We start from the raw sequence: 21,713 nt of genomic DNA on the forward strand, positions 1-21,713 counted from the left end.
CAACGGTCTTTCTCGAACGAGTGACGAAGGGCGCCCCGACCTCGGACAGGGCGTCTGAAGCTCCCGGACGACCTCAGTCGATGACGGTGTAGCCGGCGTCGCGCAGCGCTCGACCGACCTCGGCGCAGTGCGCCGGCCCCTTCGTCTCCAGGTGCAGTTCGACCTCCGCCTCGGTCAGCCCGAGCCGGGGGTCGGTCCGCAGATGGCTCACGTCCAAGACGTTAGCGTCCACCACTGACAACGTCCCCAGAAGTGCGGCGAGAGCGCCCGGCCGGTCCGTCAGCCGCAGACGTACGGCCAGGTAGCGGCCTTGCGCCGCCATTCCGTGCCGCAGGACGCGCTCCATCAGCACCGGGTCGACGTTGCCGCCGGACAGCACCGCGACGACCGGGCCCTCGAAGGCGTCGGGCGCGCTGAGCAGGGCGGCCACCGGGCTCGCCCCGGCCGGCTCGACGACCAGCTTGGCCCGCTCCAGGCACAGCAGCAGCGCCGCGGCCAACTCGTCCTCCGTCACCGTGCGCACCTCGTCCACCAGGTCGCCGACGAGGGCGAACGGCACGTCGCCGGGCCGGCCGACCTTGATGCCGTCGGCCATCGTGGCCGGGTTGCGGATGGACACCGGGTGCCCGGCCGCCAACGAGGGCGGGTACGCCGCGGCCCCCGCCGCCTGCACCCCGACGATCCGCACGTCCGGCCGCAGCGCCTTCACGGCGACCGCGATGCCCGCCGCCAGGCCCCCGCCGCCGATCCCGACGACGATCGTGCGCACCTCCGGGCACTGCTCCAGGATCTCCAGGCCGACCGTGCCCTGCCCGGCGATGACGTCCGGGTGGTCGAAGGGGTGGATGAACACCGCGCCCGTCCCGGCCGCGTACTCCTGCGCCGCGGCCAGCGTCTCGTCGACCACCTGACCATGCAGGCGCACCTCGGCACCGTACTCGCGGGTGGCGCTGATCTTCGGCAACGGGGCGCCCTGGGGCATGAACACCGTGGAACGCACGCCCAGCACGGTCGATGCCAGCGCCACACCCTGCGCGTGGTTGCCCGCGCTCGCCGCCACGACCCCGGCGGCCCGCTCCTCCGGCAGCAGCCCCGCGATCCGGACGTACGCGCCGCGCAGCTTGAACGATCCCGTCCGCTGGAGGTTCTCGCACTTGAAGTGCACCGGCGCGCCGACCAGCTGGGACAGGTGCCTGCTGCCCTCCATCGCGGTCGTCCGCGCCACGCCCGAGAGCATCTTCTGGGCTCCTCGCACATCGTCGAGGGTGACGGGGCGCAAGGAGTCAGCCATGCGGTAGCTCATGACACCAGCATCGCAGTTCACAGGCGGGAACAACCGCTGTGACCAACCTCCGAGACCGGTTTCCGCAGCGCCGGTACGACCCGCCTTCCAGCCGCGTACTCTGTCCCCCATTCCAGCAGCCCCTTCATGAAGTGAGCCCCCGGCCATGCCCACAACACCTGAAATGTCGATGGACATGACGACCGTCGGTGACAGCGGTCTTCTCGACACGCTGCAACACGAGGTCGCGGTGTTCGCCCGCCGTGCCGAACAGACCCGGCTCGGCGGCGTCGGACAGGTGCGCAACTCCATGGACCGCGCCGCGTACCTGCTGCTCAACCGCCTCGACAAGGAAGGCCCGATGGGCGTCAAGGCGCTCGCCGCGAGCATGGGCATCGACTCGTCCACCGTCACCCGGCAGGTGGCCCCGCTCGTCGACACCGGCCTGGTCAAGCGGACCTCGCACCCCGAGGACGGCCGCGCCGTGGTGCTTCAGCTGTCCCCGCGCGGACAGTCCCGTCTGGAAGAAGTACGTTCCTCCCGGCGTCAGTTGATGGCCGAATTGACGGAGGACTGGGCACCGGAGGAGCGCGAGGCCTTCTGCTCGCTCCTCACCCGCTTCAACACCGCGCTGTCCTCCCGGATGGCGGCCCAGGGCCTACCGGGCGCGGAGCCGTCGTCGGCCGCTTCCTGAACCAGGGGCACGCGCGCGTGCGGCGACTTTCCGGCGGGCGTGCGCGGCTCTTGACCGAAAGCCCGCCCCTGGCCTCATATGAGACCGGGGCGTATGGCCCTCCAGGGGGACGCCGTCAGGCGGGAGGCTCGGTGTGCGAGAGAGGCGTGCGGCCCAGGAAACCCGCCGGGCACGGGAGTTCGAGGCGTTCGTCGCCGGAGCCGGCGGGCGGCTGCTGCACGCCGCGACCCTGCTCACGGCCGAGGCCGCGGAGGCCAACCCGCGCGCGCGACGGCTGCTGACGCTCGCCCTCGCGCACACGTACGCGTGCTGGGACCGGCTGCACGGCGAGGACCCCTACAACCGGGCCCGCGAATATCTGGCCACCCGTTTCGCGCACGGGGCCTGGCACCAATACGGCGCCCGGTCCCTCGGCCGTGTCCGCCCGCACTCCGCGGTCGGCCCGCTGGCAGGGCTCACCCCTCAGGAACGCCTCATCGTGGTCCTGCGGCTCTACGAGGGCGTCGCCGAGGAACAGGTGGCGGCCCTGCTCGGCCTGCCCGTGGAACGCGTCCGGACGGTCTGCGACCGGGCGACGGCGACGCTTCTGCATCCGCCGCGGGACCCGGCGCCCGCGGTGCGCCGGGCGAAGGCGGCGGCCTCGTGAACCGGCCCGAGCGGGAGGCAGCCGTCCGCCGGATCATGGAGCGGACGGCGCCGCACGTGCCGACCGAGCTCCACGCCGACGTCGTACGCCGGGGCAGCCGCATTCTGCGCCGCCGGACGCTCGCACGGCGGCTGCTGTGGCTGCTGCTGTGCGCGGCGACGGTGGCGTTCGTGGTCTGGGCGGTGGTGGCCCAGCCGTGGGTGGAGCCGCCGTCACAGACGACTCCACCGCTCACCGGCTGGTGACTCCCACGGGCCGCCGGCCGCCGGCCGTCTAGCCGAGAGCCTGCTGAAGGTCCTCGAGGAGATCGTCGATGTTCTCGATGCCGACGGAGAGCCGGACGAGGTCACCGGGGACCTCCAGCGCCGAGCCGGCCACGGACGCGTGCGTCATGCGCCCCGGGTGCTCGATGAGGGACTCGACGCCGCCCAGCGACTCGCCGAGGGTGAAAACCTTGGCGCGGTTGCAGACCTCGACGGCCGCCTCCTCGCCGCCGGCGACCTGGAAGGAGATCATGCCGCCGAACGCCCGCATCTGCTTGGCCGCGACCTCGTGACCGGGGTGCTCCGGCAGACCCGGGTACAGCACGTTCGTCACCCGCGCGTGCCGGGTCAGCATGTCGGCGACCCTGGTGGCGTTCTCGCTGTGCCGGTCCATGCGCACCGAGAGCGTCTTGGTGCCGCGCAGCACCAGCCAGGAGTCGAAGGGCCCGGAGACCGCGCCCATCGCGTTCTGGTGGTAGGCCAGTTCCTCGCCCAGCTCCGCGTCGGCGGTGACCAGCGCGCCGCCGACGACGTCCGAGTGGCCGCCCATGTACTTGGTCAGGGAGTGCACGACGACGTCCGCGCCGAGCGCCAGGGGCTGCTGGAGGTACGGCGTGGCGAAGGTGTTGTCGACGACGAGGCGGGCGCCCGCCTCCCGGGCGATCTGGGCGACGGCGGCGATGTCGGTGATGCCGAGGAGCGGGTTGGAGGGGGTCTCCACCCAGACCGCCTTGGTCTTCGGGGTGATCGCTGCCCGTACGGCGGAGGGGTCGCTGGTGTCGGCGACCGACCACTCCACGCCCCAGCGCGCGACGACCTTCGCGAAGAGCCGGAAGGTGCCGCCGTAGGCGTCGTTCGGGATGACCACGTGGTCGCCGGGGCTGAGCAGCGTACGCAACAGGCAGTCCTCGGCCGCCAGTCCGGAAGCGAACGCGAGACCTCGGCGGCCGCCTTCGAGGGCGGCGAGGTTCTCCTCCAGGGCGGTCCTGGTCGGGTTGGCGCTGCGGCTGTACTCGTAGCCGCCGCGCAGCCCGCCGACGCCGTCCTGCTTGTAGGTCGAGACCTGGTAGATCGGCGGGACCACCGCGCCGGTGAGGGGATCGGCGGTGTTGCCCGCGTGGATCGCGAGGGTCTCGAAGTGCTGACTGATGTGCCTGTCGCTCATGGGCACCGAGCGTAGTCCGCTCGCGGGCGTGGTGCGGGGCGGCGGGAGCGCGCAGGCCGGGGCGGACGGTCCTCCCCGGAGGTTTTCCACAGGGTGCGGGGGCGGGTTGGCCAATTGTCCGCGCGGTCTGGTTCGCTTGTGGCATGGAGATTCTGTTCGTCCTGATGGCGCTGCTCATGGTCGGCTTCGTGCTGCTGCCGTTCCTGCGGCGCAGGCGAGGCATGATCGAGCAGGTCCCGGCAGGCCACCCGGACGCCGCGGACCCGGCGACCTACGGGTTCGTGCGCACGGAGGAACTGGACATCCGTATGCCCGGCCTCGACCAGGACCTGCTGGACGTCCTGGACGTGGTGCAGCACACACAGGACTACCGGGCCGCGCAGCAACTTCTGGCCGGCACGGAGGCGGCGGGCGAGCTGCGCTGGCAGCGCGTGCAGGCCTTCGCGGGCGCGGCGGCGCTGGAGCTCCAGCAGCGGCCGGGCGGTGTCGGTGAGCTGCCGGGCGGGCAGTGGCTGCGGGTGTGGCGCACGGAGGCGCCGAAGGACGCGGGCGGTGCGGCGGTGCACGCCGAGTTCCTGGTGCAGCAGGCGTGGCGGACGTCGACCCGGGGCACGGACGACTTCCGGATCATCATGGAGGAGGCGAAGGACGCCTGCGGTCAGGCGGCGCTCCTCGCCCCCGGTGATCCGGTCCCGTACATCGTCGAGTTGTCGGTGGCCCGCGGACTCGAGTACTCGCAGAAGGAGTTCGAACAGCTCTGGCTGAAGATCCTTGACCACGCTCCGGCGCACATGGGGGCGCATCTGGCGGCCCTGCACTACTGGTGCGAGAAGTGGCACGGCTCGCGCGAACTGGCGTACTCGTTCGCGGAGGCGGCAGCGGCGAGGGCGCCCCGGGGCTCCCTCCTCGCGGCGATGCCCCTGTTCGCGGTCTTCGAGCACCTTCCCGAGGTGAACCTGGTCAGCGGCTTCTACCAGAGCGAGGTCGTGACGAAGGCGATGCACGGCGCGCTGTTCGCGGTGCACGCGGCCCGCCACGACGACCCGATGCTGGCGCACGTCCGCCACCTGCTGATCTTCTTCCTGGTCCGCTCCGAACGCTGGTCGGAGGCGATGAACCAGCTCATCCACGTGGACGGCCATGTGGGGGCCCTCCCGTGGACCCTCTCCCCCGACCCGGCCGGCGAGTTCGCGGTCTACCGTGCGCTGGCGGTGGCGGGCTACGAGGCGAACGGCGGCAGCCCGGCGACCCTGCCGCACTGACCCCGGGGAGCCGGGGCGGCGCGGAATGCGCCGCTCCCCGTGCCCGTTGTCACGCACGGACCCCGACTCCCTGGAGACCGCATGTTCCTGCACAGCCGTACGCCCCAGCTCCCGACGCCCGAGCAGGCTCTGCAGGGCCGTCCGAAGCCGGTGTACTCCGTGCCCGACCGGCACACCGTCCTCGGCAACCCGCTCCTCGGCCCCTACCCGGAGGGCCTGGAGGTCGCCGACTTCGGCCTGGGCTGCTTCTGGGGAGCGGAGCGCAGGTTCTGGCAGCTCCCGGCAGGCGTGTGGACGACCCTGGTTGGCTACCAGGGCGGCCACACCGAGCACCCCACCTACGAGGAGGTCTGCTCGGGCCTGACCGGCCACACGGAGGTCGTCCGCGTGGTCTTCGACCCGGCGGTGATCTCCTACGAGAGCCTCCTGAAGACGTTCTGGGAGTCCCACAACCCCACCCAGGGCTTCCGCCAGGGCAACGACGTGGGCTCCCAGTACCGCTCCGCGATCTACACCCACTCCCCGGCCCGGACCACGACAGCCGAAATCTCCCGCGCGTCCTACCAACAGCGCTTGACGGCCTCGGGCTACGACACGATCACCACAGAGATCCTCCCGGCACAGGAGCGCCCGTTCTACGCAGCCGAGGGCTACCACCAGCAGTACCTGTCGGACGCCAAGAACCCGGGCGGGTACTGCGGGCTGGGCGGGACCGGCGTGTCCTGCCCGATCGGCGTGGCGAAGGCCGACGGATGAGCAGCGAGACCACATCCACACACGCCTCCGCGCCGACCGGCGACTTCGAGGGTTTCTCGGTCGCGGAGCGCTCGGCCCGGTACGCCGCCTCCTGCTCGCCGTGATCCTGGCGCTGTTCGGGCACTGACCGAGCTGGTACGGCACGGCACCGTGAGCAGCGATTCCGGTATGACTTGAGTACCCATAGGGTGCATCCGTGACTGCCACGTTGAGTTCCACGAGAGCCCGCGCCGCGCTTCGCACGACGGCGCGTGCCTCCGCGGAGTTGCTGCTCATATTCCTGATGCTCGCGGTGGCCTTGTGGATCCTGGGCCGGATGTGGTCGGTCGTCTGGCCGCTCGTGGTGGGGCTGCTCCTGACCACACTGACCTGGCCACCGACCCGTTTCCTGCGTCGCCGCGGGTGGAAACCCGCCCTCGCCGCGTCGGTCGTGACGGTGCTGTTCCTCCTCGTCGCCCTGGGTGTCGTGGCACTGATCGCGGTACCGGTGGCATCCCAGTCCGGCGAGTTGACCGACGGCGTGGTCGATGGCATCCAGAAGTTGCGCGAGTGGGCCGCGGGACCGCCGTTGAACATCGGTGAGGCCCAGATCAACAAGGCCTTCGACACCGCGGTCTCCCGCGCGCAGGACGGCCTCGGCAGCATGGTCGGCACGGTCGTCACGGGAGTGAGCACCGTGGTGAACGGCCTGGTCACTGCCGTTCTGGCCCTCTTCCTGATGTTCTTCTTCCTCAAGGACGGCCCGCGGTTCCTGCCGTGGCTCGCCCGTCAGCTGCCCGGGCGGCTCGCCACCGACGTCCCGGTCGTGGCCGCGCGCGGCTGGGACACCCTGGGGGCGTTCGTGCGTTCCCAGGCGGTTGTCGGCCTGCTCGACGCCGTCCTGATCGGCCTGGGCCTGTGGATCCTGGGGGTACCGCTGGTGCTCCCGCTGGCGGTGCTGACCTTCGTCTCCGCGTTCGTGCCGATCATCGGCGCCCTGTTCGCCGGTTTCGTCGCGGTTCTCATCGCCCTGGTCTCCAACGGCCTGACGGACGCGCTGATCGTGCTGGCCATCATCGTCGTGGTGCAGCAGCTCGAGGGCAACGTGTTCCAGCCCATGATCCAAAGTCGTGGGCTCGGCCTTCACGCGGCAGTGGTCCTGCTGGCGGTGACGTTGGGCGGCAGTCTGGCCGGCATCGTGGGCAGTCTGCTCGCAGTACCGATCGCCGCGCTGATCGCGGTCGTCTGGAACTACGTGCGCGAGCAGCTCCTGGAGCCGTCGCCTCCGGGGGCCGACGAGTCGGACGCCGGCGCCGCCGTCCCGTCCTAGGTGTGCTGTCCCGGGACGTTCGTGACGGGCGACACGCCTTGAGCGGTCCTTGAAAGGGGTGAGGGCCTCTCGTTCGGATCAGGCCGGGCTCGCGTGCCTGGCACCGTCCCTTGCCGTCCTGATCCGAACGAAAGGCCCCAGGTCCACGTGTGTACGGCTCTGTCGCCGTCTCCGGTGGGCGGCGGGCCGACGGCTTCGGGCGTCGTGATCGGTGTACGGCGGGCAGGCGATCACCTGCTCACCCGGCCGGTGTTCCTCGACCGGCCGACCCTGCTAGCCGACGGTGAAGTCGGTCGCCTCGCGGTCCAGTGTCGTGGTGCCGTCCTGCGCGGTGGCCAGGACAGCGACGTGCCAGACACCGCGCGGCGACGACTCGGCATCGGAACCGGTGACCTTGACGGTGTAGGCGCAGCGCACGGTGTCGGCGCCGGAAGGCTTGCAGACGGCCGACTCCACGTGGGCCATGTCCTTCGCGGTCAGTTCCTTCTTGGCGAAGGACGAGCTCTCCGGCCACGCCAGCACCTTCACGCTCTTCACTCCGGAAGACGCCGTGACGTCGGTGACGAAGGTCAACGAGCCGTCGCGTTCGCCGACGGGAGCGGTGTAGCGGGCAGCGCTGTCCGTCAGCGCCGGAGGCTGCTCCCCGGCGTGGGCGAGGGCGAAGGCGCCGGCACCGCCGAGGACAACGACACCGGCGGCCACGGACAGAGCAATACGTCGGGACATGAGATTCTCCGCAACTGTCTTCAGCTGGATCGGGCCGGCGCTTCACGTCTGCGCCGCTTCACCGATACTCGCCGCGCAAGGCCCGTCGGGCATGAGCCCACCTACTCAACACGGCCTGAGTAGGCCCACCGGACGAGAACCCCGCGCCCGTCCCGGAAGGCGCGGACAGGCAGATCCCCGTCGGGGTCGGGCAGGCCGCCGGGGATGTCGGGCCGTTCGGGACTGGCGTCGGTTCACCAGTCGTGCACGGTTCCGTCCAACAGCCTGTTGACCGGCAGGTACGCCTGCTCGTACGGGAAGTGACGGGCCGCCTCGGTGTCGAGTTCGACTCCCAGGCCCGGGGTGTCGGACGGGTGCAGCAGTCCGTTCTCGAACCGGAAGGAGCTCTGGAAGACCTCCAGCGTCCGCTCGGAGTGCTGCATGTACTCCTGGATGCCGAAGTTGTGGACGGCCAGATCCAGATGGAGCGCCGCGGCCATGCCCACCGGGGAGATGTCGGTCGGGCCGTGCATCCCGGACCTGACGCCGTAGACGTCCGCGAGATCGAGCAGCTTCTTCATGGCGGTGACACCACCGGTGGGGGTGACGGCGGAGCGCACGTAGTCGATCAGCCGCTCGCTCAGCAACGTGGTGTAGTCGTACACCGAGTTGAAGACCTCGCCGATCGCCAACGGTGTCGTCGTGTGCTGCCGGATCAGGCGCAGCGCCGCCTGGTCCTCCGCGGGCGTCGCGTCCTCCAGCCAGAGCAGGTCGTACGGTTCCAGCGCCTTGCCCAGCTGAGCGGCCTGGATCGGCGTCATCCGGTGGTGACCGTCGTGCAGCAGCGGCAGTTCGGGACCGAACTCCGCCCGGACGGCCTCGAAGACGGACGGCATGTGCCGCAGATACGCACGCGTGTCCCAGGTCTCCACCGCCGGGAGGGGCCGCCCGCCGGTGGCGGCGCGGCGCGCGGGCTCGTAGTCGTAGCGTTCTCCACCCCCCGCGCCGGAGGCGGCCACCCCGTACACCGAGGTAGAGGTACCGCCAGGTGTCCTCGATGCGCGAGGCGTCGCTTCCGAGGATGAGGGGGACGACATGGCTGTCCAGATAGGCCTGCACGGCCAGTTCCCGGCCGTTCAGTGTGGCGTCGCCGAGGCCGGTCACGCCGTCCCCCTGGCCGCGGTGGTGGCGGGACTGCTGGCAGGGCTGCTGACCTACGCCCAGTCGGGCAACTGGCCCGGATCGCTCCTGGCGGCGCTCGGCGCCGGCGGCGCGGCGCTCGTGAGCCTTCCGCTGCTGCTCTGAGGCGAGCCGGGGCCCGGTCGCAGCCTGCCTCTTCCTGTGCGAGCCTGAGTTCATGATCAGGAAACCACCTGGCCGTCGGCCCGTTCGGGCCAGGACACGGTCGGTGGCCGCCGGGGCGGGGGCGCTCGAAAGGAGCTGATCCACATGAATCCGGTCGCCGGGTCACCCGTCCGGCTCGAGGCGTTTCTCGATCCTCGGTTGTCCAGATGGCTGTGGCTGGTGAAGTGGCTCCTCGCCATCCCGCACTACATCGTGCTGTTCTTCCTGTGGATCGCGTTCTTCTTCGTGACCGTGGTCGCGTTCTTCGCCATCCTGTTCACCGGCCGGTACCCCCGGTCGCTCTTCGACTTCAGTGTCGGCGTGCTGCGCTGGAACTGGCGCGTCGGTTACTACGCCCACACCGCGCTCGGCACCGACCGGTACCCGCCGTTCACCCTCGCCGAAGTGGCCGACTACCCGGCCCACTTCGACGTCGCCTACCCCGAGCGCCTGTCCCGCGGCCTGGTCCTGGTGAAGTGGTGGCTGCTGGCCATTCCGCAGTACATCGTCGTGGGGATGTTCGTCGGCGACTGGGGGTGGGGCTGGGGAGAGTCGGACTGTTGGCACGGCGGGGGCCTGGTCTACTTCCTCTCGCTGGTCGCCGTGGTCATTCTGGCGGTCACCGGCCGTTACCCGGTTCACCTCTTCGACTTCCTGATCGGGCTGGCCCGCTGGGTCGCGCGGGTGGCCGCCTATGCGGCGCTGATGACCGATGTGTATCCGCCGTTCCGCCTCGACATGGGCGCGCAGGCCTCGCCGCCCCCGCTGACGAAGACCTCGGCAGGCGGCTCCGGCGACTCAGGACCGTAGCGGCTGGAGCCGCCGGAGGTATTTCGGTTGCCTCCGACGGTTCGGTGGGGGCTGAATGACGGGCATGGCTGACATTCAGGGCTCGTACGACGATCTGTTCGCCGCGGTGCCCACCGCACTGGCCGCGCTGCTGGACGGCGGAGACGCGGGCGGCTCGGTGGCCGTCTTCGTGGACGGTGAGCCGGTGGTGGATGTCTGGGGCGGGTCCGCCGACGTGGCGCGCGGAATCCCGTGGCAGCGGGACACCCTCGTGAACGTCTACTCCGTCACGAAGACGATGACGGCGCTGTGCGCGCTGGTTCTGGCCGACCGGGGCGAGCTCGATCCGGACGCACCGGTCGCCCGGTACTGGCCGGAGTTCGCCGCGGCGGGCAAGGAGGCCGTGCTGGTACGGCACCTGCTCTCGCACACCGCGGGGCTGCCCGACTGGGACGGCCCGGTGGCGGAGATCTACGACTGGCCGGCCGCGACGGCCCGACTGGCCGCGCAGACTCCGCAGTGGAAGCCGGGCAGCGCGGCCGGGTACCACTCGCTCACCCAGGGATTCCTCGTGGGCGAGGTCGTACGCCGGATCACCGGCCGGAACCCGGGTGAGTTCTTCGCCGACGAGATCGCAGGACCCCTGGACGCGGACTTCCACATGGGGTTGTCGGCCGAGCACGACCACCGGGTGGCGCCGACGGTCCCGCCGCCGTCCCGGGACGAGGACTACACGGCGAGTGCGCCCGGCGCCCCGGCCACGCCCGCACCGGGTTCCGCCATCACCCCGACCGCGATCCGGGTCCGCGACGGCAACAGCGTGGCCTGGCGCCGGGCGCAGATCCCGGCGGCGAGCGGCTTCGGCAACGCCCGCTCGGTCGCCCTCGTCCAGTCGGCGATGGCCTGCGGGGGTTCGGTGCGCGGGGTGCGGCTGCTGTCGCGGGCGGGCTGTGACCGTGCCTGGGAGGAGCAGTTCAGCGGCGAGGACCGCAGGCTGGGCATGCCGATCAGCTGGGGCCTGGGCTACGGGCGGTTCGGCGGCACGTACGGGTGGGGCGGCTGGGGCGGTTCCACGGTCATGATCGAACCCGAGTCGCGCCTGGTGGTGGCCTACGTGACCAATCAGATGCGGGAACCCGCGGAAGACACCCGGGGACTGGACATCGTGATGGCCGCCTACGACGGTCTCCAGGGCCTCCGGGCCGATGGCTGAGGGGGCGCGCCCCGCCCCGGACCGGCGGAACTTCGTGAGTTACTTGCCCGAGTCGTCGATGAACCCAGGGGGGAAGTGCGCGTGAGCAGCGTTACGCGGAGCGGTGGCGGCCAGGTGTTTCTGATCGGTGGCGGGTGGGACGAGACGGTCGCCGACGTCGTCTACGGGCCGTTTCTGCGCGCCGCCGCTTCTACGGCGTCCGGCCCCGGATCCCGCCCCGAATCCGGGACCGGCTCCGGTTCCGGTTCCGGGAGCACGACCGGTTCCGGAAGCACGACCGAATCCGGGACCGGCTTGGGGCCGACCCCCCGCATCCTCTGTGTGATCGTCGACGAGGGCGACGGAGCCGAGCAGTTCGCCCGGTACGACGTCGCGTTGCGGAAGGCCGGGAACTGCACGCCCGTAGCGTTGCTGGTGCCGGTCGGGGAGCGGGTGGACGCCGGCGCGGTCCCCGAGGACGTGGACGGGGTGATCGTCTGCGGTGGGCTGACGCCCGCGTATCAGGAAGCGTTCGCCGGGGGCCGCACCTCGCCGCCGACGCCGCCGGCCCTGCCTTCCTCGCTCGCCCGTCGTGGCGTCCCCTATGCCGGGTTCTCCGCGGGAGCCGCGATCGCCGGGCGGGACGCGGTGGTCGGGGGGTGGCTGATGGACGGGGTCGCCGTGTGCCCGCCGGACACCGCCGAGGATCTCGAGGAGATCGAGGTCCGGCCCGGGCTGGGGCTCGTGCCGTTCGGGGTGGACAACCATGCCGCTCAGTGGGGGACGTTGGGGCGGCTGGCCGCGGTCGTGGCGGGTGGACGGCTCGCACACGGGGTGGCCATCGACGAGAACACGCTGGTGGAGGTCGGGGGCGAGGGCGGCGAGGGTCGCGCGCGGGTGGCCGGGCTCGGACGGGCCCATTCCGTGCGTCCCGCTCCGGGCGGCGGAGTCCTCGTACGGTCCTACGGCGACGGCGAGTCGTTCCCCGTGGCCTGAGTCCGGGGCCCGGGACCGAAAACCAGGCCGGCGCCTCACGCCTGCGCCCCGATTCTGCCGGGGCTCTGCCGTGGGCCGCCGGCTAGGGGCCGACGGCAGCCCTCAGGCGCCCGGTACCCGTGCCGCCAGAGCCCGAAGGGCCCCCGGCGCAGTCGCCGAGGGCCCCACTCCACTCACGGTCGGGAAGCCGCGAGGACCGTCGGGCCCGGCACGGGTCCGGCAGGACGAGAACCGTCACCGACCCGTCGCGAGGTCCGTCGCGAGGTCCGTCGCGAGGTCCGTCGCGAGGTCCGTCGCGAGGTCCGTCGCGAGGTCCGTCAGATCGTGGACGTGTCGATCACGAAGCGGTAGCGGACGTCGCTGGCGAGCACCCGCTCGTACGCCTCGTTGATCTGGTCGGCGCTGATCAGCTCGATCTCGGCGCCGAAGCCGTGCTCGGCGCAGAAGTCCAGCATCTCCTGGGTCTCCTGGATGCCGCCGATGCCGGAGCCGGCGAGGGTCTTGCGGCCGGCGATCACCGAGAACAGGTTGAGCGCGACGGGCTCCTCGGGCGCGCCGACGTTCACGAAGGCGCCGTCCGTCTTCAGCAGGGACAGGTAGGCGTCCAGGTTCAGCGGGGCGGAGACCGTGGAGAGGATGAGGTCGAAGGTGCCCCGCAGTTCCTCGAAGGTCTTCTCGTCGCTGGTGGCGTAGTAGTGGTCGGCGCCCAGCTTCAGCCCGTCGTCCTTCTTGCGCAGGGACTGGGACAGCACGGTCACCTCGGCGCCGAGGGCGTGCGCGATCTTGACGCCCATGTGGCCGAGGCCGCCCATGCCGAGGATGGCGACCTTCTTGCCGGGGCCGGCGTTCCAGTGCTTGAGCGGGGAGTACGTGGTGATGCCGGCGCAGAGCAGGGGCGCGGCCTCGTCGAGCTTGAGGCCGTCGGGAATGCGGACGACGTAGTTCTCGTCGACGACGATCTTCTGCGCGTAACCGCCGTAGGTGGGCTCGCCGTCCTTGCCGACGGCGTTGTACGTGCCGACGCTGCCGCCGGTGCAGTACTGCTCGAGGCCCGCCTTGCAGTTGTCGCACTCGCGGCAGGAGTCCACGAGGCAGCCGACGCCCACCCGGTCGCCGACGGCGAACCTGGTGACGCCGGGGCCGACCTCGGAGACGACGCCCGCGATCTCGTGGCCGGGCACCATCGGGAAGATCGCCTCGCCCCAGCCCTCCCTGGCCTGGTGGATGTCCGAGTGACAGATGCCGGCGAACTCGATGTCGATCAGGACGTCGAACTCGCGCACCGGTCGGCGTTCGATCGTCGTGCGCTCCAGCGGAGCCTTGGCGGCGGGTGCGGCGTACGCGGCTACGGTGGTCATGCCGGGGATCTCCTAGCGGGGGGTTCGTGTTCCGGCCTGCCTTTGGGCCGGTACGGCGGCCAGCCTGCCCCATGGCGTGGGATTCACCCAGGCCACGCTTCTGCGTACGTCTGCTGTGCCTACCACTGGCGGGGTCAGGATGGTGTGCGTACGACCGTGAATACTGGACGGCATGGACGAACGCCCCGAACCGCCCGGCGCCTCCCTGGACCGGCGTGCCGAGCTCAGCGAGTTCCTGCGCACCCGGCGGGCCCGGCTGAAGCCCGAGGACGTGGGGCTGCCGGACTTCGGGCGGCACCGCAGGGTGCCGGGGCTGCGGCGCGAGGAGCTGGCGCAGCTGGCCGGGGTGTCGGTGGCGTACTACACGCGTCTGGAGCAGGGCAACGGGCGGAACGTGTCGGCGGAGGTGCTGGACTCGATCGCCCGCGCCCTGCGGCTCTCCGACGCCGAGCACGCGCATCTCACCCATCTGGCGAAGCCGAAGCACAAGAAGAAGCAGAGCGGGCGGCCCCAGCAGGTACGGTCCGCGCTGCTGCAACTGCTGGACACGATGGACTCGGTGCCGGCGTACCTGGTCGGGCGGCGCTCGGAGATCCTGGGCTGGAACCGGATGGCGGCGGCGGTCTTCGGCGACTGGGCGGAGCTGCCGGTGGCGGAGCGCAACTGGGCTCGGCTGGTCTTCCTGCGCCCCGACTACCAGGACCTCTTCGTGGACTGGGAGCAGAAGGCGATCGACATCGTCTGCGTCCTGCGCATGGACGCGGGCTGCTATCCCGACGACCCGCGGCTCTCCGCGCTGGTGGGCGAGCTGTCGGTGAAGAGCGAGGACTTCCGGCGGCTCTGGGCGACCCATGACGTCAAGGAGAAGAGCCATGGGGTCAAGGAGTTGAGGCATCCGCTGGTCGGCGAACTCTCCCTGCACTTCGAGGGGTTCAGGCTGGCGGGCGACGGCGAACAGTCGCTGGTGACGTATCACGCGGAGCCGGGGTCGACCTCGGCGGAGGCGTTGCGGTTGCTGGCGAGCTGGGGCGCGGACGCGACGCGGGCGGGAACCGGCGCCCAGACACCGTCCGCCTGAAAGTCCCCCTCCCGCCGGCAGTCGCCTGCTCCACGGCCGGACTCCAGTCTGCCGGCCGTCGCCTCTCCCACGGCCAGTCTCCCCTCCGAACGGCCGTCGCCTCTCCCACGGCCAGTCTCCCCTCCGAACGGCCGTCGCCTCTCCCACGGCCAGTCTCCCCTCCGAACGGCCGTCGCCTCTTCCCCGGCCGGACTCCTCCTGTCGGCAGTCGTCCCTCTCGCGCCGCCGCGGGCCTGACCCGTGGCGGCGCCTCAGCGGCCCCCGGACCCTGAGCGGGCGCCCGGGTCACGGGCCCGGCCGAGCCGCGTCCGCCCGGACAGGCCACGTCCGCCCGGACAGGCCACGTCCGCCCGGACGGGCCACGTCCGCCCGGACAGGCGTGTCAGCCCTGGTAGGGCGGAGCCGCGCCCCATCCCCACTTCGGCACCGGCTGCTCGGCCGGCGGCTTGGCGTCCGGGCCGGAGAAGTGGACGGCGAGCCGCGTGCCCCATTCCACGTAGGCGAGGAACGCCGACCGGAACTCGGCGTCGGTCGGCAGACCCGCCTCGTCGGCGGCGTCCTGGATGAGGTTGACCCAGCGGCGGCGCTGGGGCTCGGTGATGTCCCGTCCGAAGTGCTTGGCCACCATGTGGCTGTGGCCGCCCTGGGTCGCCGAGTAGGCCCCCGGCCCGCCGAAGACCTCCGCGAGCCAGAGGGCGACATGCTCGGCGTGCTCGGGGGCGAGGCCCGCGAAGACCGGCGCGAGCAGATCGTCGCGGAGCACCTTGGTGTAGAAGGCCTCCGTGAGCCGGGCGAAGGCCTCCGCCCCGCCGGCCCACTCGTACAGCGTGGGCACGGCGGAGCCCGTCCCGCGTACCGAGGTGGCCTTGTAGTGCCGCATCTCGTCGATGGCCCCGACGTACGGCCGGATCTCCGCGAGGAAGGCGGGGAACAGGTCCGAGGTGCGGAAACCCTCCAGGTGGTCCTCGGTCGACGTCCAGGTGATCCGCAGGATGAAGTGTCCGAAGTCCTCCTCGCAGCGGGCGAGTTCGTAGTCGACGCAGTGCGGGGAGGCGGCGAGCTCTCGCGCGGCTTGGGTGTACGCGGCCAGGAACTCCGCGGACCGCTCCTGCGGGACGCGGTACCGGATGTACTCGACCGTGGTGCGGGGCGTGGCTGTCTCGGGTGCCGTCATGGGGCCACGCAAGCACGAACAGCCCGCCGGAGGCTCGCCTTCCGGCAGGCGTTCGCTCAGCGCTCAGCGAACCGGCGGCCCGATCGTCCGGTGCCCGGCCGCAGGGCGGTCACCGGACGCGCCGCGGGACACGCTCACTTCGCCGCGGCGTTCTCCTTCACCGTGATCCTGCCCTTGCGGATCGTGGCCAGGCGCGGAGCCTTCTTCGCGATCGCGGAGTCGTGGGTGACCATGATGAAGGTCAGCCCGTGCTCCTTCCACATGGTGTACAGCACGTCCATGATCTCGTCGCGCATGCTCTCGTCGAGGTTGCCGGTGGGCTCGTCGGCGAGCAGCACCTTCGGCTGCTTCACCAGCGCGCGGGCGATCGCGACGCGCTGCTGCTGGCCGCCGGACATCTCGGACGGGAGGTGTCGGAGGCGCTCCCCCAGGCCTACGGACCTCAGCGCCTCGGCGGCCCGTTCGCGCCGCTCCTTGACCTTCACGCCGAGCGGGACGAGCGCCGTCTCGACGTTCTCCTGCGCGTTGAGCGTCGGGATGAGGTTGAAGGACTGGAAGACGAAGCCGATGTTCTCGCTGCGCACCTTCGTCAGCCTGGCCTCGGAGAGCTTGGCCAGGTCGACGCCGTCGAGGACGATCTCGCCCTCGGTGGGCCGGTCGAGCGCGCCGATCATCTGGAGCAGCGTGGACTTGCCGCCGCCCGTGGGGCCCTGGATGACGAGCCGGTCGCCGTCCGCGATGGTCAGGTCGACGCCGTCGAGGGCGTGGACCGTCTCCTTGCCCCGGCTGTAGCGCTTGGTGACGCCTCTGAGTTCGTACATGGGGACAACAACTCCTGGGTTGCGTATGAGGGTTGGGGCGGTGCGGCTACTCGACGCGGCGCAGCGCGTCCGCGGGGCGCAGCCGCGAGGCGCGCCAGCCGCCGAACGCTCCCGCGATCAGACCGCCGGCCACGGCGAGGCCCACCGCGATGGCGACCGTCGTGACGCTCACGGGCGCCGTCAGCGCCACGTCGAGGGTTTTGGCCGCCGCCTGGCGACCGGGACCGCCGAAGCCGCCGCCACCGCCGGGGCCGCCCTGGCCGCCACCGCCGCCCAGCTGGGCCTGGAGCGTGGGACTGATCGCGGTCACGACGTACGCGCCGGCCAGGCCCAGCGCGATGCCGAGGGCGCCGCCCAGCAGACCGTTGACCATGGCCTCACCGACGACCTGCCGGGTGACCCGGCCGGACTTCCAGCCCAGCGCCTTCAGCGTGCCGAACTCACGGACGCGGCGGGAGACCGCCGAGGAGGTGAGCAGACCGGCGACCAGGAAGGCGGCGATCAGGACCGCGATGGACAGCCACTTGCCGACGTTGGTGGCGAGCGAGGAGGCCGTGGAGAGGGAGCCGGAGACGGTGTCCGCGAGGTCGGCGGAGGTCGTCACGGTCGTGCCGGAGACGTTCTTCTGGATCGTGGACTTGACGCTGTCGATCTTCTGGGAGTCGGTCGCCTTGACGTAGATCGTCGTGACCTTGTCCTTGGAGTCGCTGAGGGTCTGGGCCTGGGTCAGCGGGATGTAGACGTTGGCGGCTGCGTCACCGCTGTCGGCCGTGGCCACGCCGATCACCGAGAACTTGACACTGCTGATGGTGAGCGTGGAGCCGACCTTGAGCGACTTCTCCTTGGCGTACGCGGAGTCGAGGACGGCGACCTTGCCGTTGTTCTCCGAGGTCTTGAAGGTACGGCCGCTGGTGATCGTCGAGGAGGTCAGCGGTCCGAGCGCCGGCCGGGTGACGTCGGTGCCGTAGACGGAGTAGCTGTTGACGTCGAAGTTGGCGCCGCCGCCCCGCACTTCACCCTGCGGCTGGCCGTTGCCGCCGCCGCCCTGCCGGCCGCCGCCGCCCGCGTTGTCGTTCTGCTGGAACTGGCCGCGGGTGAACTGGCCGTTGACCTTGAGGACCTGGAGGCTCAGGCCGCCGACCGCGTCGGAGACCCCGCCCTGCTTGCCGACCTTGGTGACGGTCGCTGTCGACAGGGTCTGGAAGCCCTGCACCATGACGCGGTCGGTGCTCTGCTCCGCGTCGGAGTCGTCCTGCGCGTCGAACTGGAAGCGCGGGCGGTCCGAGGCGCTCGCGGTGGGCGAGGCCGCCTTGGTGACCGTCATGTCCGTACCGAGGCCGTACAGGGACTGGAGGACCTTGTCCTGGGCCTTCCCCATGCCGGAGGACACGGAGGTGACCACGATGACCAGCGCGATGCCCAGCGCGAGCCCGGAGGCGACGACGAGGGCCGCTTTTCTGCGGCGGCGCAGTTCGCGCCTCAGGTAGGTGAAGAACATGGCCGCACGGTAGGTACGGCGCGTGATGAAGGGATAAGGCCGAAATAAGAGAATGATGAGAAGGCTGTGACCGGCCCCGGAAACACCGATGCCGCCCCTGAGGGCGGCACCGGAGAGCTGTGCGAGAACTGTCGGGCCGACCCGTCGGGTCGGCCGTCGGATCGTCAGGAGCTACCTCAGACGGCCGAACCGGCCTTCCACTGCGCCCAGTCCATGTTCCAGCCGTTGAGGCCGTTGTCCGGGGCCACGGTCTTGTCACCGGTGTTCTTGACCACCACGACGTCACCGACGATCGAGTTGGTGTAGAACCAGTAGCCCGCCGTGCCCGAGTCGTTGGCACCCTTGGTGTCGGACAGGCCCACACAGCCGTGGCTGGTGTTCACCGAGCCGAAGATGGACTTCGCGCCCCAGTAGTTGCCGTGCACGAAGGTGCCGGAGTTGGTGAGGCGGATGGCGTGCGGCACGTCCTTGATGTCGTACTCGCCCTTGCCGTCGTCATCGGTGAAGCCCACGGTCGCGCCGTTCATGCGCGTCTCCTTGAACTTCTCCGACATCACCATCTGGCCCTCGTACGTCTTGTTGTCGGGCGAACCGGCGGAGATCGGGATGGTCTTGATGACCGCGCCGTTGTGCGTGATCTTCATCTGCTTGGTCTTCGCGTCGACGTAGGAGACCTGGTTGCGGCCCACCTTGAAGGTGACCGTCTTCTGCTGGACGCCGAAGACGCCGTTGGCGCCCTCCACTCCGTCGAGCGCGAGCTTCAGCGTGACGGTGGAGTTCTCCTTCCAGTAGTCCTCCGGACGGCAGTCCATCCGCTGGGTGGAGAACCAGTGGCAGACGACCTCCTGACCGCTGGTGGAGGTGACCGTGACGCCCTTCTGCACGGCCGCCTTGTTGGTGATCTCCTTGTTGAAGTTGATCGACACGGGCATGCCCACGCCGACCGTCGAGCCGTTCTCCGGCGTGAAGTTTCCTATGAAGCTGTTGTCCGGGGAGACCGTGGTGAAGGAGGCGTTCTCGTGTGCCACGAGGCCGCCCGAGTCCTTCGCCTCCGCCGCCACCTTGTAGGTGGTGGAGCGCTCCAGCTGGGCGTTCGGCTTCCAGCTCGTCTTGTCGGCGGAGAGCGCGCCCTCGACGGCGGTGCCCTCGGAGGTGGTCATCGTCACCGCGGTGAGCGTGCCCTTGCTCACCGTGACAGCCGCGGAGTTGTTGATGGAGGCGTTGTCCGAGCCGTCCGCGGGCGTGATCTTGATCTGGGCCTCGGAGGACTTCTTGGCCGCCGCCTCGTCGGCCTTGGCCTGCGAGGAGCTGCCCTTGCCGTCGGCGGCGTCACTGCCACCGCCGGAACACGCAGAGAGCACCAGAACCCCGCCGAGCAGGGCGGACGCGGTCATCAGACCCCGACGCCGCCTACTGTCCGTCATCACACGCTTCTCCATCGTTGCCGAATACCAGAACCCAGAGAGTCCCCGTCATGAACATCAACGCTACGACCGGTTCGTCCCGTTCCACATTCCCGAAGGTGTGGGGCACGCCACGTTCGCGGCGCGCGGATGGTGCGGGTGTCGGTTCGTGCGTCTGCTGAGACGACGAAACCCCGGTCGGCGGTTGCCGTCCGGGGCCTACGAGTTTCCCGGAACGCTCAGCCGATGCGGTCCTCTTCACCGTCCGCCTCGCCATCCTCGCCGACATCGTCCTCGTCCAGGTCCCACTCCGGCGAATCCGGGTCGTAATCGATCCGCTCGCTGGACCAGGAGGCCTGCTGGAGCTCCACCCCGGGGACCTCGCCCACCAGGTCGAACGGGTCGACGAGATAGGCGAGGGCCTCCGCGGTGTCCTCCGTCACAGCGCCCTCGGTGTGCGCGCGCTCGGCGTCCGGGACCTCCGCGTCGTCGGCGAGCCGCCGCAGCGCCGCCTTCGTCACGGCGTCCTCGTCGTGCACCTCGAGGAGGATCTCCACCCGAAGCCGTACAAAACGTGATGTCTCTTCAGTACTCATGGCCGGAGCGTACGGCTCACAGCTCCCGTAACTTTCCCGCGACCCGTGACTTTCATTAGCATCGGACCACACGGCCAATTCGCCAGCGCCACAAGGGGATCGATATTCCGTGTCATCCGCTCGACGTCCGTTGCTGACCGCCACCGCCGCGGGGACCCTGCTGGGCGCCCTGTGGTTCGTCCCGTCCGCGAACGCGTCCCAGGACACCCCGGTCAGAACGGTCACGACGACACAGGTCACGACCCAGGCCCGGGCCGCGTCGACCACCACGACCGTCACCACCGCCGACAGCGGGGCCGCCGACTCGACGGGGACGACAGCCGAGTCGGCGGCCGAGACCACGGCCGACGACGGCATCCGCCTCGCCGACACCGGAAGCTTCGACACGACCCCGTACGTCGTCGGCGGAACCACCCTGCTCGCGCTGGGCGCGGGTTTCGTGGTTTATTCCGTTCGCCGGGAACGTCTGGGTTTTTGAATTAACTTGACTGTTCTTTGACAGGTTCTTCATAGTTCGCCCATGAAGAGATCATCGGGGGCGCGGCTGTGCGCCACGGCCGCAATAGGCGCACTGTCGCTCTCCCTCCTGACCGCGTGTTCGGACGAGGGATCGAAGGACACCGCGGACTCGAAGGCGTCGTCCTCCTCGTCCGCCGCCTCCTCCTCGTCGGCTCCGGCCGCGAAGGCGCTCACCACGGCCGAGCTGGAGAAGCTGCTGCTCACGCAGGCCGAAGTCAAGGGCTACAAGGTCGACTCGGGCAATGACACCCTCCCGGCCTCCAAGGCGCAGGTGAAGACCGACAAGCCGGCATGCGACCCGCTCGCCTGGGCCACGGCCGCTCTCGCCCCGGGCGACACGGACGCGAACGCCAGTAACACGGTCTCGGAGGACAAGGCGTCGGCCGCCACGGCTCCCGAGGACCTGGCGGACGCCTTCGACGTCGACATGACGTTCGTGGGTCTCTCCTCGTACGAGGGCGACGGCGCCGAGAAGGCCATGAAGGCCGTCTCCGACGGCGTGACGGCCTGCGTCGGCGGGTACGGCCTCGCGGCCGACGGCGAGAAGTCGAAGGTCACCAAGGTCGCCGCCGAGAAGGGCGCCACGAAGGGTGACGAGACGGTGGCGTTCACCGAGGACGTCGACATGGACGGCGAGGGGACGGCCACCTTCCACACCGTGGTGGTGCGCAAGGGCAACACCGTCGCCTCGTTCTACACGGTGAACTTCGCCGCGTTCGCCAAGGGCGGCGACATGGGCGCCGTCCCGGCGGCCGTCGTCGACGCGCAGGTCGCCAAACTCAAGTGACCCGCTGATCCGCTGACCCGCCCACCGGCCGACCCGCTGGTTCGCCGACCCGCGCGACGCGCAGGGCCCCGCCGTC

Annotated in this window: 22 protein-coding genes and 1 pseudogene; 13 read left to right on the top strand and 10 right to left on the bottom strand. The window is 70.5% G+C overall.

What is annotated here, in order from left to right; genetic code table 11:
• Positions 1–73: 73 nt before the first annotated feature.
• Positions 74–1,303 (bottom strand): threonine ammonia-lyase, encoded by a 1,230-nt coding sequence (gene ilvA, locus ACIPFH_RS10140; protein ID WP_401824773.1) that lies wholly within the window; start codon positions 1,301–1,303, stop codon positions 74–76.
• A 163-nt stretch (positions 1,304–1,466) separates the two neighbouring features.
• Here ilvA and ACIPFH_RS10145 point away from each other — a divergent pair, with 163 nt between their 5' ends.
• From ACIPFH_RS10145 to ACIPFH_RS10155, 3 genes are all read left to right on the top strand, one after another.
• Positions 1,467–1,976 carry a MarR family transcriptional regulator gene (locus tag ACIPFH_RS10145; RefSeq protein WP_356248996.1) on the top strand — a complete coding sequence of 170 codons (510 nt, stop codon included), beginning with the start codon at positions 1,467–1,469 and terminating at the stop codon, positions 1,974–1,976.
• Positions 1,977–2,109: 133 nt separating this feature from the next.
• Positions 2,110–2,622, top strand: a complete 513-nt coding sequence (locus ACIPFH_RS10150; protein ID WP_401824775.1) for a sigma factor-like helix-turn-helix DNA-binding protein — start codon at positions 2,110–2,112, stop codon at positions 2,620–2,622.
• Positions 2,619–2,867 carry a hypothetical protein gene (locus ACIPFH_RS10155; protein ID WP_356249000.1) on the top strand — a complete coding sequence of 83 codons (249 nt, stop codon included), beginning with the start codon at positions 2,619–2,621 and terminating at the stop codon, positions 2,865–2,867. Before ACIPFH_RS10150 ends, ACIPFH_RS10155 begins: the two co-directional genes overlap by 4 nt.
• Positions 2,868–2,895: 28 nt before the next feature.
• Here the strand turns inward: ACIPFH_RS10155 and ACIPFH_RS10160 are convergent, their stop codons facing one another.
• Positions 2,896–4,050 carry a cystathionine gamma-synthase gene (locus tag ACIPFH_RS10160; RefSeq protein ID WP_401824776.1) on the bottom strand — a complete coding sequence of 385 codons (1,155 nt, stop codon included), beginning with the start codon at positions 4,048–4,050 and terminating at the stop codon, positions 2,896–2,898.
• Positions 4,051–4,193: 143 nt separating this feature from the next.
• Between ACIPFH_RS10160 and ACIPFH_RS10165 the strand changes: the two genes are divergently transcribed.
• From ACIPFH_RS10165 to ACIPFH_RS10175, 3 genes are all read left to right on the top strand, one after another.
• Complete coding sequence (locus ACIPFH_RS10165) at positions 4,194–5,312, top strand: hypothetical protein (RefSeq protein ID WP_401824778.1); 1,119 nt, start codon at positions 4,194–4,196, stop codon at positions 5,310–5,312.
• Positions 5,313–5,393: 81 nt separating this feature from the next.
• Positions 5,394–6,068: a peptide-methionine (S)-S-oxide reductase MsrA gene (gene msrA / locus ACIPFH_RS10170; RefSeq protein WP_401824780.1), complete on the top strand. Its 675-nt coding sequence runs from the start codon at positions 5,394–5,396 to the stop codon at positions 6,066–6,068.
• A 196-nt stretch (positions 6,069–6,264) separates the two neighbouring features.
• Complete coding sequence (locus ACIPFH_RS10175; RefSeq protein ID WP_356249008.1) at positions 6,265–7,377, top strand: AI-2E family transporter; 1,113 nt, start codon at positions 6,265–6,267, stop codon at positions 7,375–7,377.
• Positions 7,378–7,650: 273 nt separating this feature from the next.
• On the opposite strand, the gene ACIPFH_RS10180 is transcribed toward ACIPFH_RS10175, so the two are convergent.
• Positions 7,651–8,103 (bottom strand): DUF5707 domain-containing protein, encoded by a 453-nt coding sequence (locus ACIPFH_RS10180; RefSeq protein ID WP_401824782.1) that lies wholly within the window; start codon positions 8,101–8,103, stop codon positions 7,651–7,653.
• 233 nt (positions 8,104–8,336) lie between these two features.
• Positions 8,337–9,252 (bottom strand): annotated as a pseudogene (locus ACIPFH_RS10185) (enolase C-terminal domain-like protein); the annotation flags it as partial.
• On the opposite strand from ACIPFH_RS10185, the gene ACIPFH_RS10190 reads away from it, so the two are divergent.
• From ACIPFH_RS10190 to ACIPFH_RS10205, 4 genes are all read left to right on the top strand, one after another.
• On the top strand, positions 9,178–9,387 hold the full coding sequence (locus ACIPFH_RS10190; RefSeq protein ID WP_401825168.1) for a hypothetical protein: 210 nt from the start codon (positions 9,178–9,180) through the stop codon (positions 9,385–9,387). The pseudogene ACIPFH_RS10185 and the gene ACIPFH_RS10190 overlap by 75 nt on opposite strands.
• Before the next feature lie 144 nt (positions 9,388–9,531).
• Positions 9,532–10,236, top strand: coding sequence for a DUF4389 domain-containing protein (locus tag ACIPFH_RS10195; RefSeq protein WP_401824783.1), 705 nt, complete (start codon positions 9,532–9,534; stop codon positions 10,234–10,236).
• Positions 10,237–10,300: 64 nt separating this feature from the next.
• Positions 10,301–11,428 carry a serine hydrolase domain-containing protein gene (locus tag ACIPFH_RS10200; RefSeq protein WP_401824785.1) on the top strand — a complete coding sequence of 376 codons (1,128 nt, stop codon included), beginning with the start codon at positions 10,301–10,303 and terminating at the stop codon, positions 11,426–11,428.
• An 81-nt stretch (positions 11,429–11,509) separates the two neighbouring features.
• Positions 11,510–12,403: a hypothetical protein gene (locus ACIPFH_RS10205; protein ID WP_401824787.1), complete on the top strand. Its 894-nt coding sequence runs from the start codon at positions 11,510–11,512 to the stop codon at positions 12,401–12,403.
• Positions 12,404–12,720: 317 nt separating this feature from the next.
• Here ACIPFH_RS10205 and ACIPFH_RS10210 read toward each other — a convergent pair whose 3' ends face one another.
• Complete coding sequence (locus ACIPFH_RS10210) at positions 12,721–13,761, bottom strand: NAD(P)-dependent alcohol dehydrogenase (protein ID WP_401824789.1); 1,041 nt, start codon at positions 13,759–13,761, stop codon at positions 12,721–12,723.
• Positions 13,762–13,933: 172 nt separating this feature from the next.
• Between ACIPFH_RS10210 and ACIPFH_RS10215 the strand changes: the two genes are divergently transcribed.
• Positions 13,934–14,839, top strand: a complete 906-nt coding sequence (locus ACIPFH_RS10215; RefSeq protein WP_401824791.1) for a helix-turn-helix domain-containing protein — start codon at positions 13,934–13,936, stop codon at positions 14,837–14,839.
• Positions 14,840–15,221: 382 nt separating this feature from the next.
• On the opposite strand, the gene ACIPFH_RS10220 is transcribed toward ACIPFH_RS10215, so the two are convergent.
• The 5 genes from ACIPFH_RS10220 to ACIPFH_RS10240 form a co-directional block, all read right to left on the bottom strand.
• Positions 15,222–16,013, bottom strand: a complete 792-nt coding sequence (locus ACIPFH_RS10220; protein WP_401824793.1) for a group II truncated hemoglobin — start codon at positions 16,011–16,013, stop codon at positions 15,222–15,224.
• Between the two features lie 134 nt (positions 16,014–16,147).
• The gene (locus tag ACIPFH_RS10225) at positions 16,148–16,834 is read right to left on the bottom strand and encodes an ABC transporter ATP-binding protein (protein ID WP_401824795.1); all 687 of its coding nucleotides are present in this window, start codon (positions 16,832–16,834) and stop codon (positions 16,148–16,150) included.
• A 46-nt stretch (positions 16,835–16,880) separates the two neighbouring features.
• A complete protein-coding gene (locus ACIPFH_RS10230) occupies positions 16,881–18,332 on the bottom strand; it encodes an ABC transporter permease (protein ID WP_401824797.1) in 1,452 nt (483 codons plus the stop codon).
• Positions 18,333–18,508: 176 nt separating this feature from the next.
• Entirely contained in the window at positions 18,509–19,771 is a 1,263-nt protein-coding gene (locus ACIPFH_RS10235) for an Ig-like domain-containing protein (RefSeq protein ID WP_401824799.1), read from the bottom strand.
• Between the two features lie 203 nt (positions 19,772–19,974).
• Positions 19,975–20,331, bottom strand: coding sequence for a hypothetical protein (locus tag ACIPFH_RS10240; RefSeq protein WP_356249036.1), 357 nt, complete (start codon positions 20,329–20,331; stop codon positions 19,975–19,977).
• Between the two features lie 109 nt (positions 20,332–20,440).
• On the opposite strand from ACIPFH_RS10240, the gene ACIPFH_RS10245 reads away from it, so the two are divergent.
• Both ACIPFH_RS10245 and ACIPFH_RS10250 read left to right on the top strand, forming a co-directional pair.
• On the top strand, positions 20,441–20,809 hold the full coding sequence (locus ACIPFH_RS10245; RefSeq protein WP_401824801.1) for an LPXTG cell wall anchor domain-containing protein: 369 nt from the start codon (positions 20,441–20,443) through the stop codon (positions 20,807–20,809).
• 42 nt (positions 20,810–20,851) lie between these two features.
• Positions 20,852–21,637 carry a hypothetical protein gene (locus ACIPFH_RS10250; RefSeq protein WP_401824802.1) on the top strand — a complete coding sequence of 262 codons (786 nt, stop codon included), beginning with the start codon at positions 20,852–20,854 and terminating at the stop codon, positions 21,635–21,637.
• The last annotated feature ends 76 nt before the right edge of the window (positions 21,638–21,713 follow it).

The sequence above is a fragment of the Streptomyces sp. NPDC088157 genome, assembly GCF_044741545.1.
Lineage (GTDB): Bacteria > Actinomycetota > Actinomycetes > Streptomycetales > Streptomycetaceae > Streptomyces.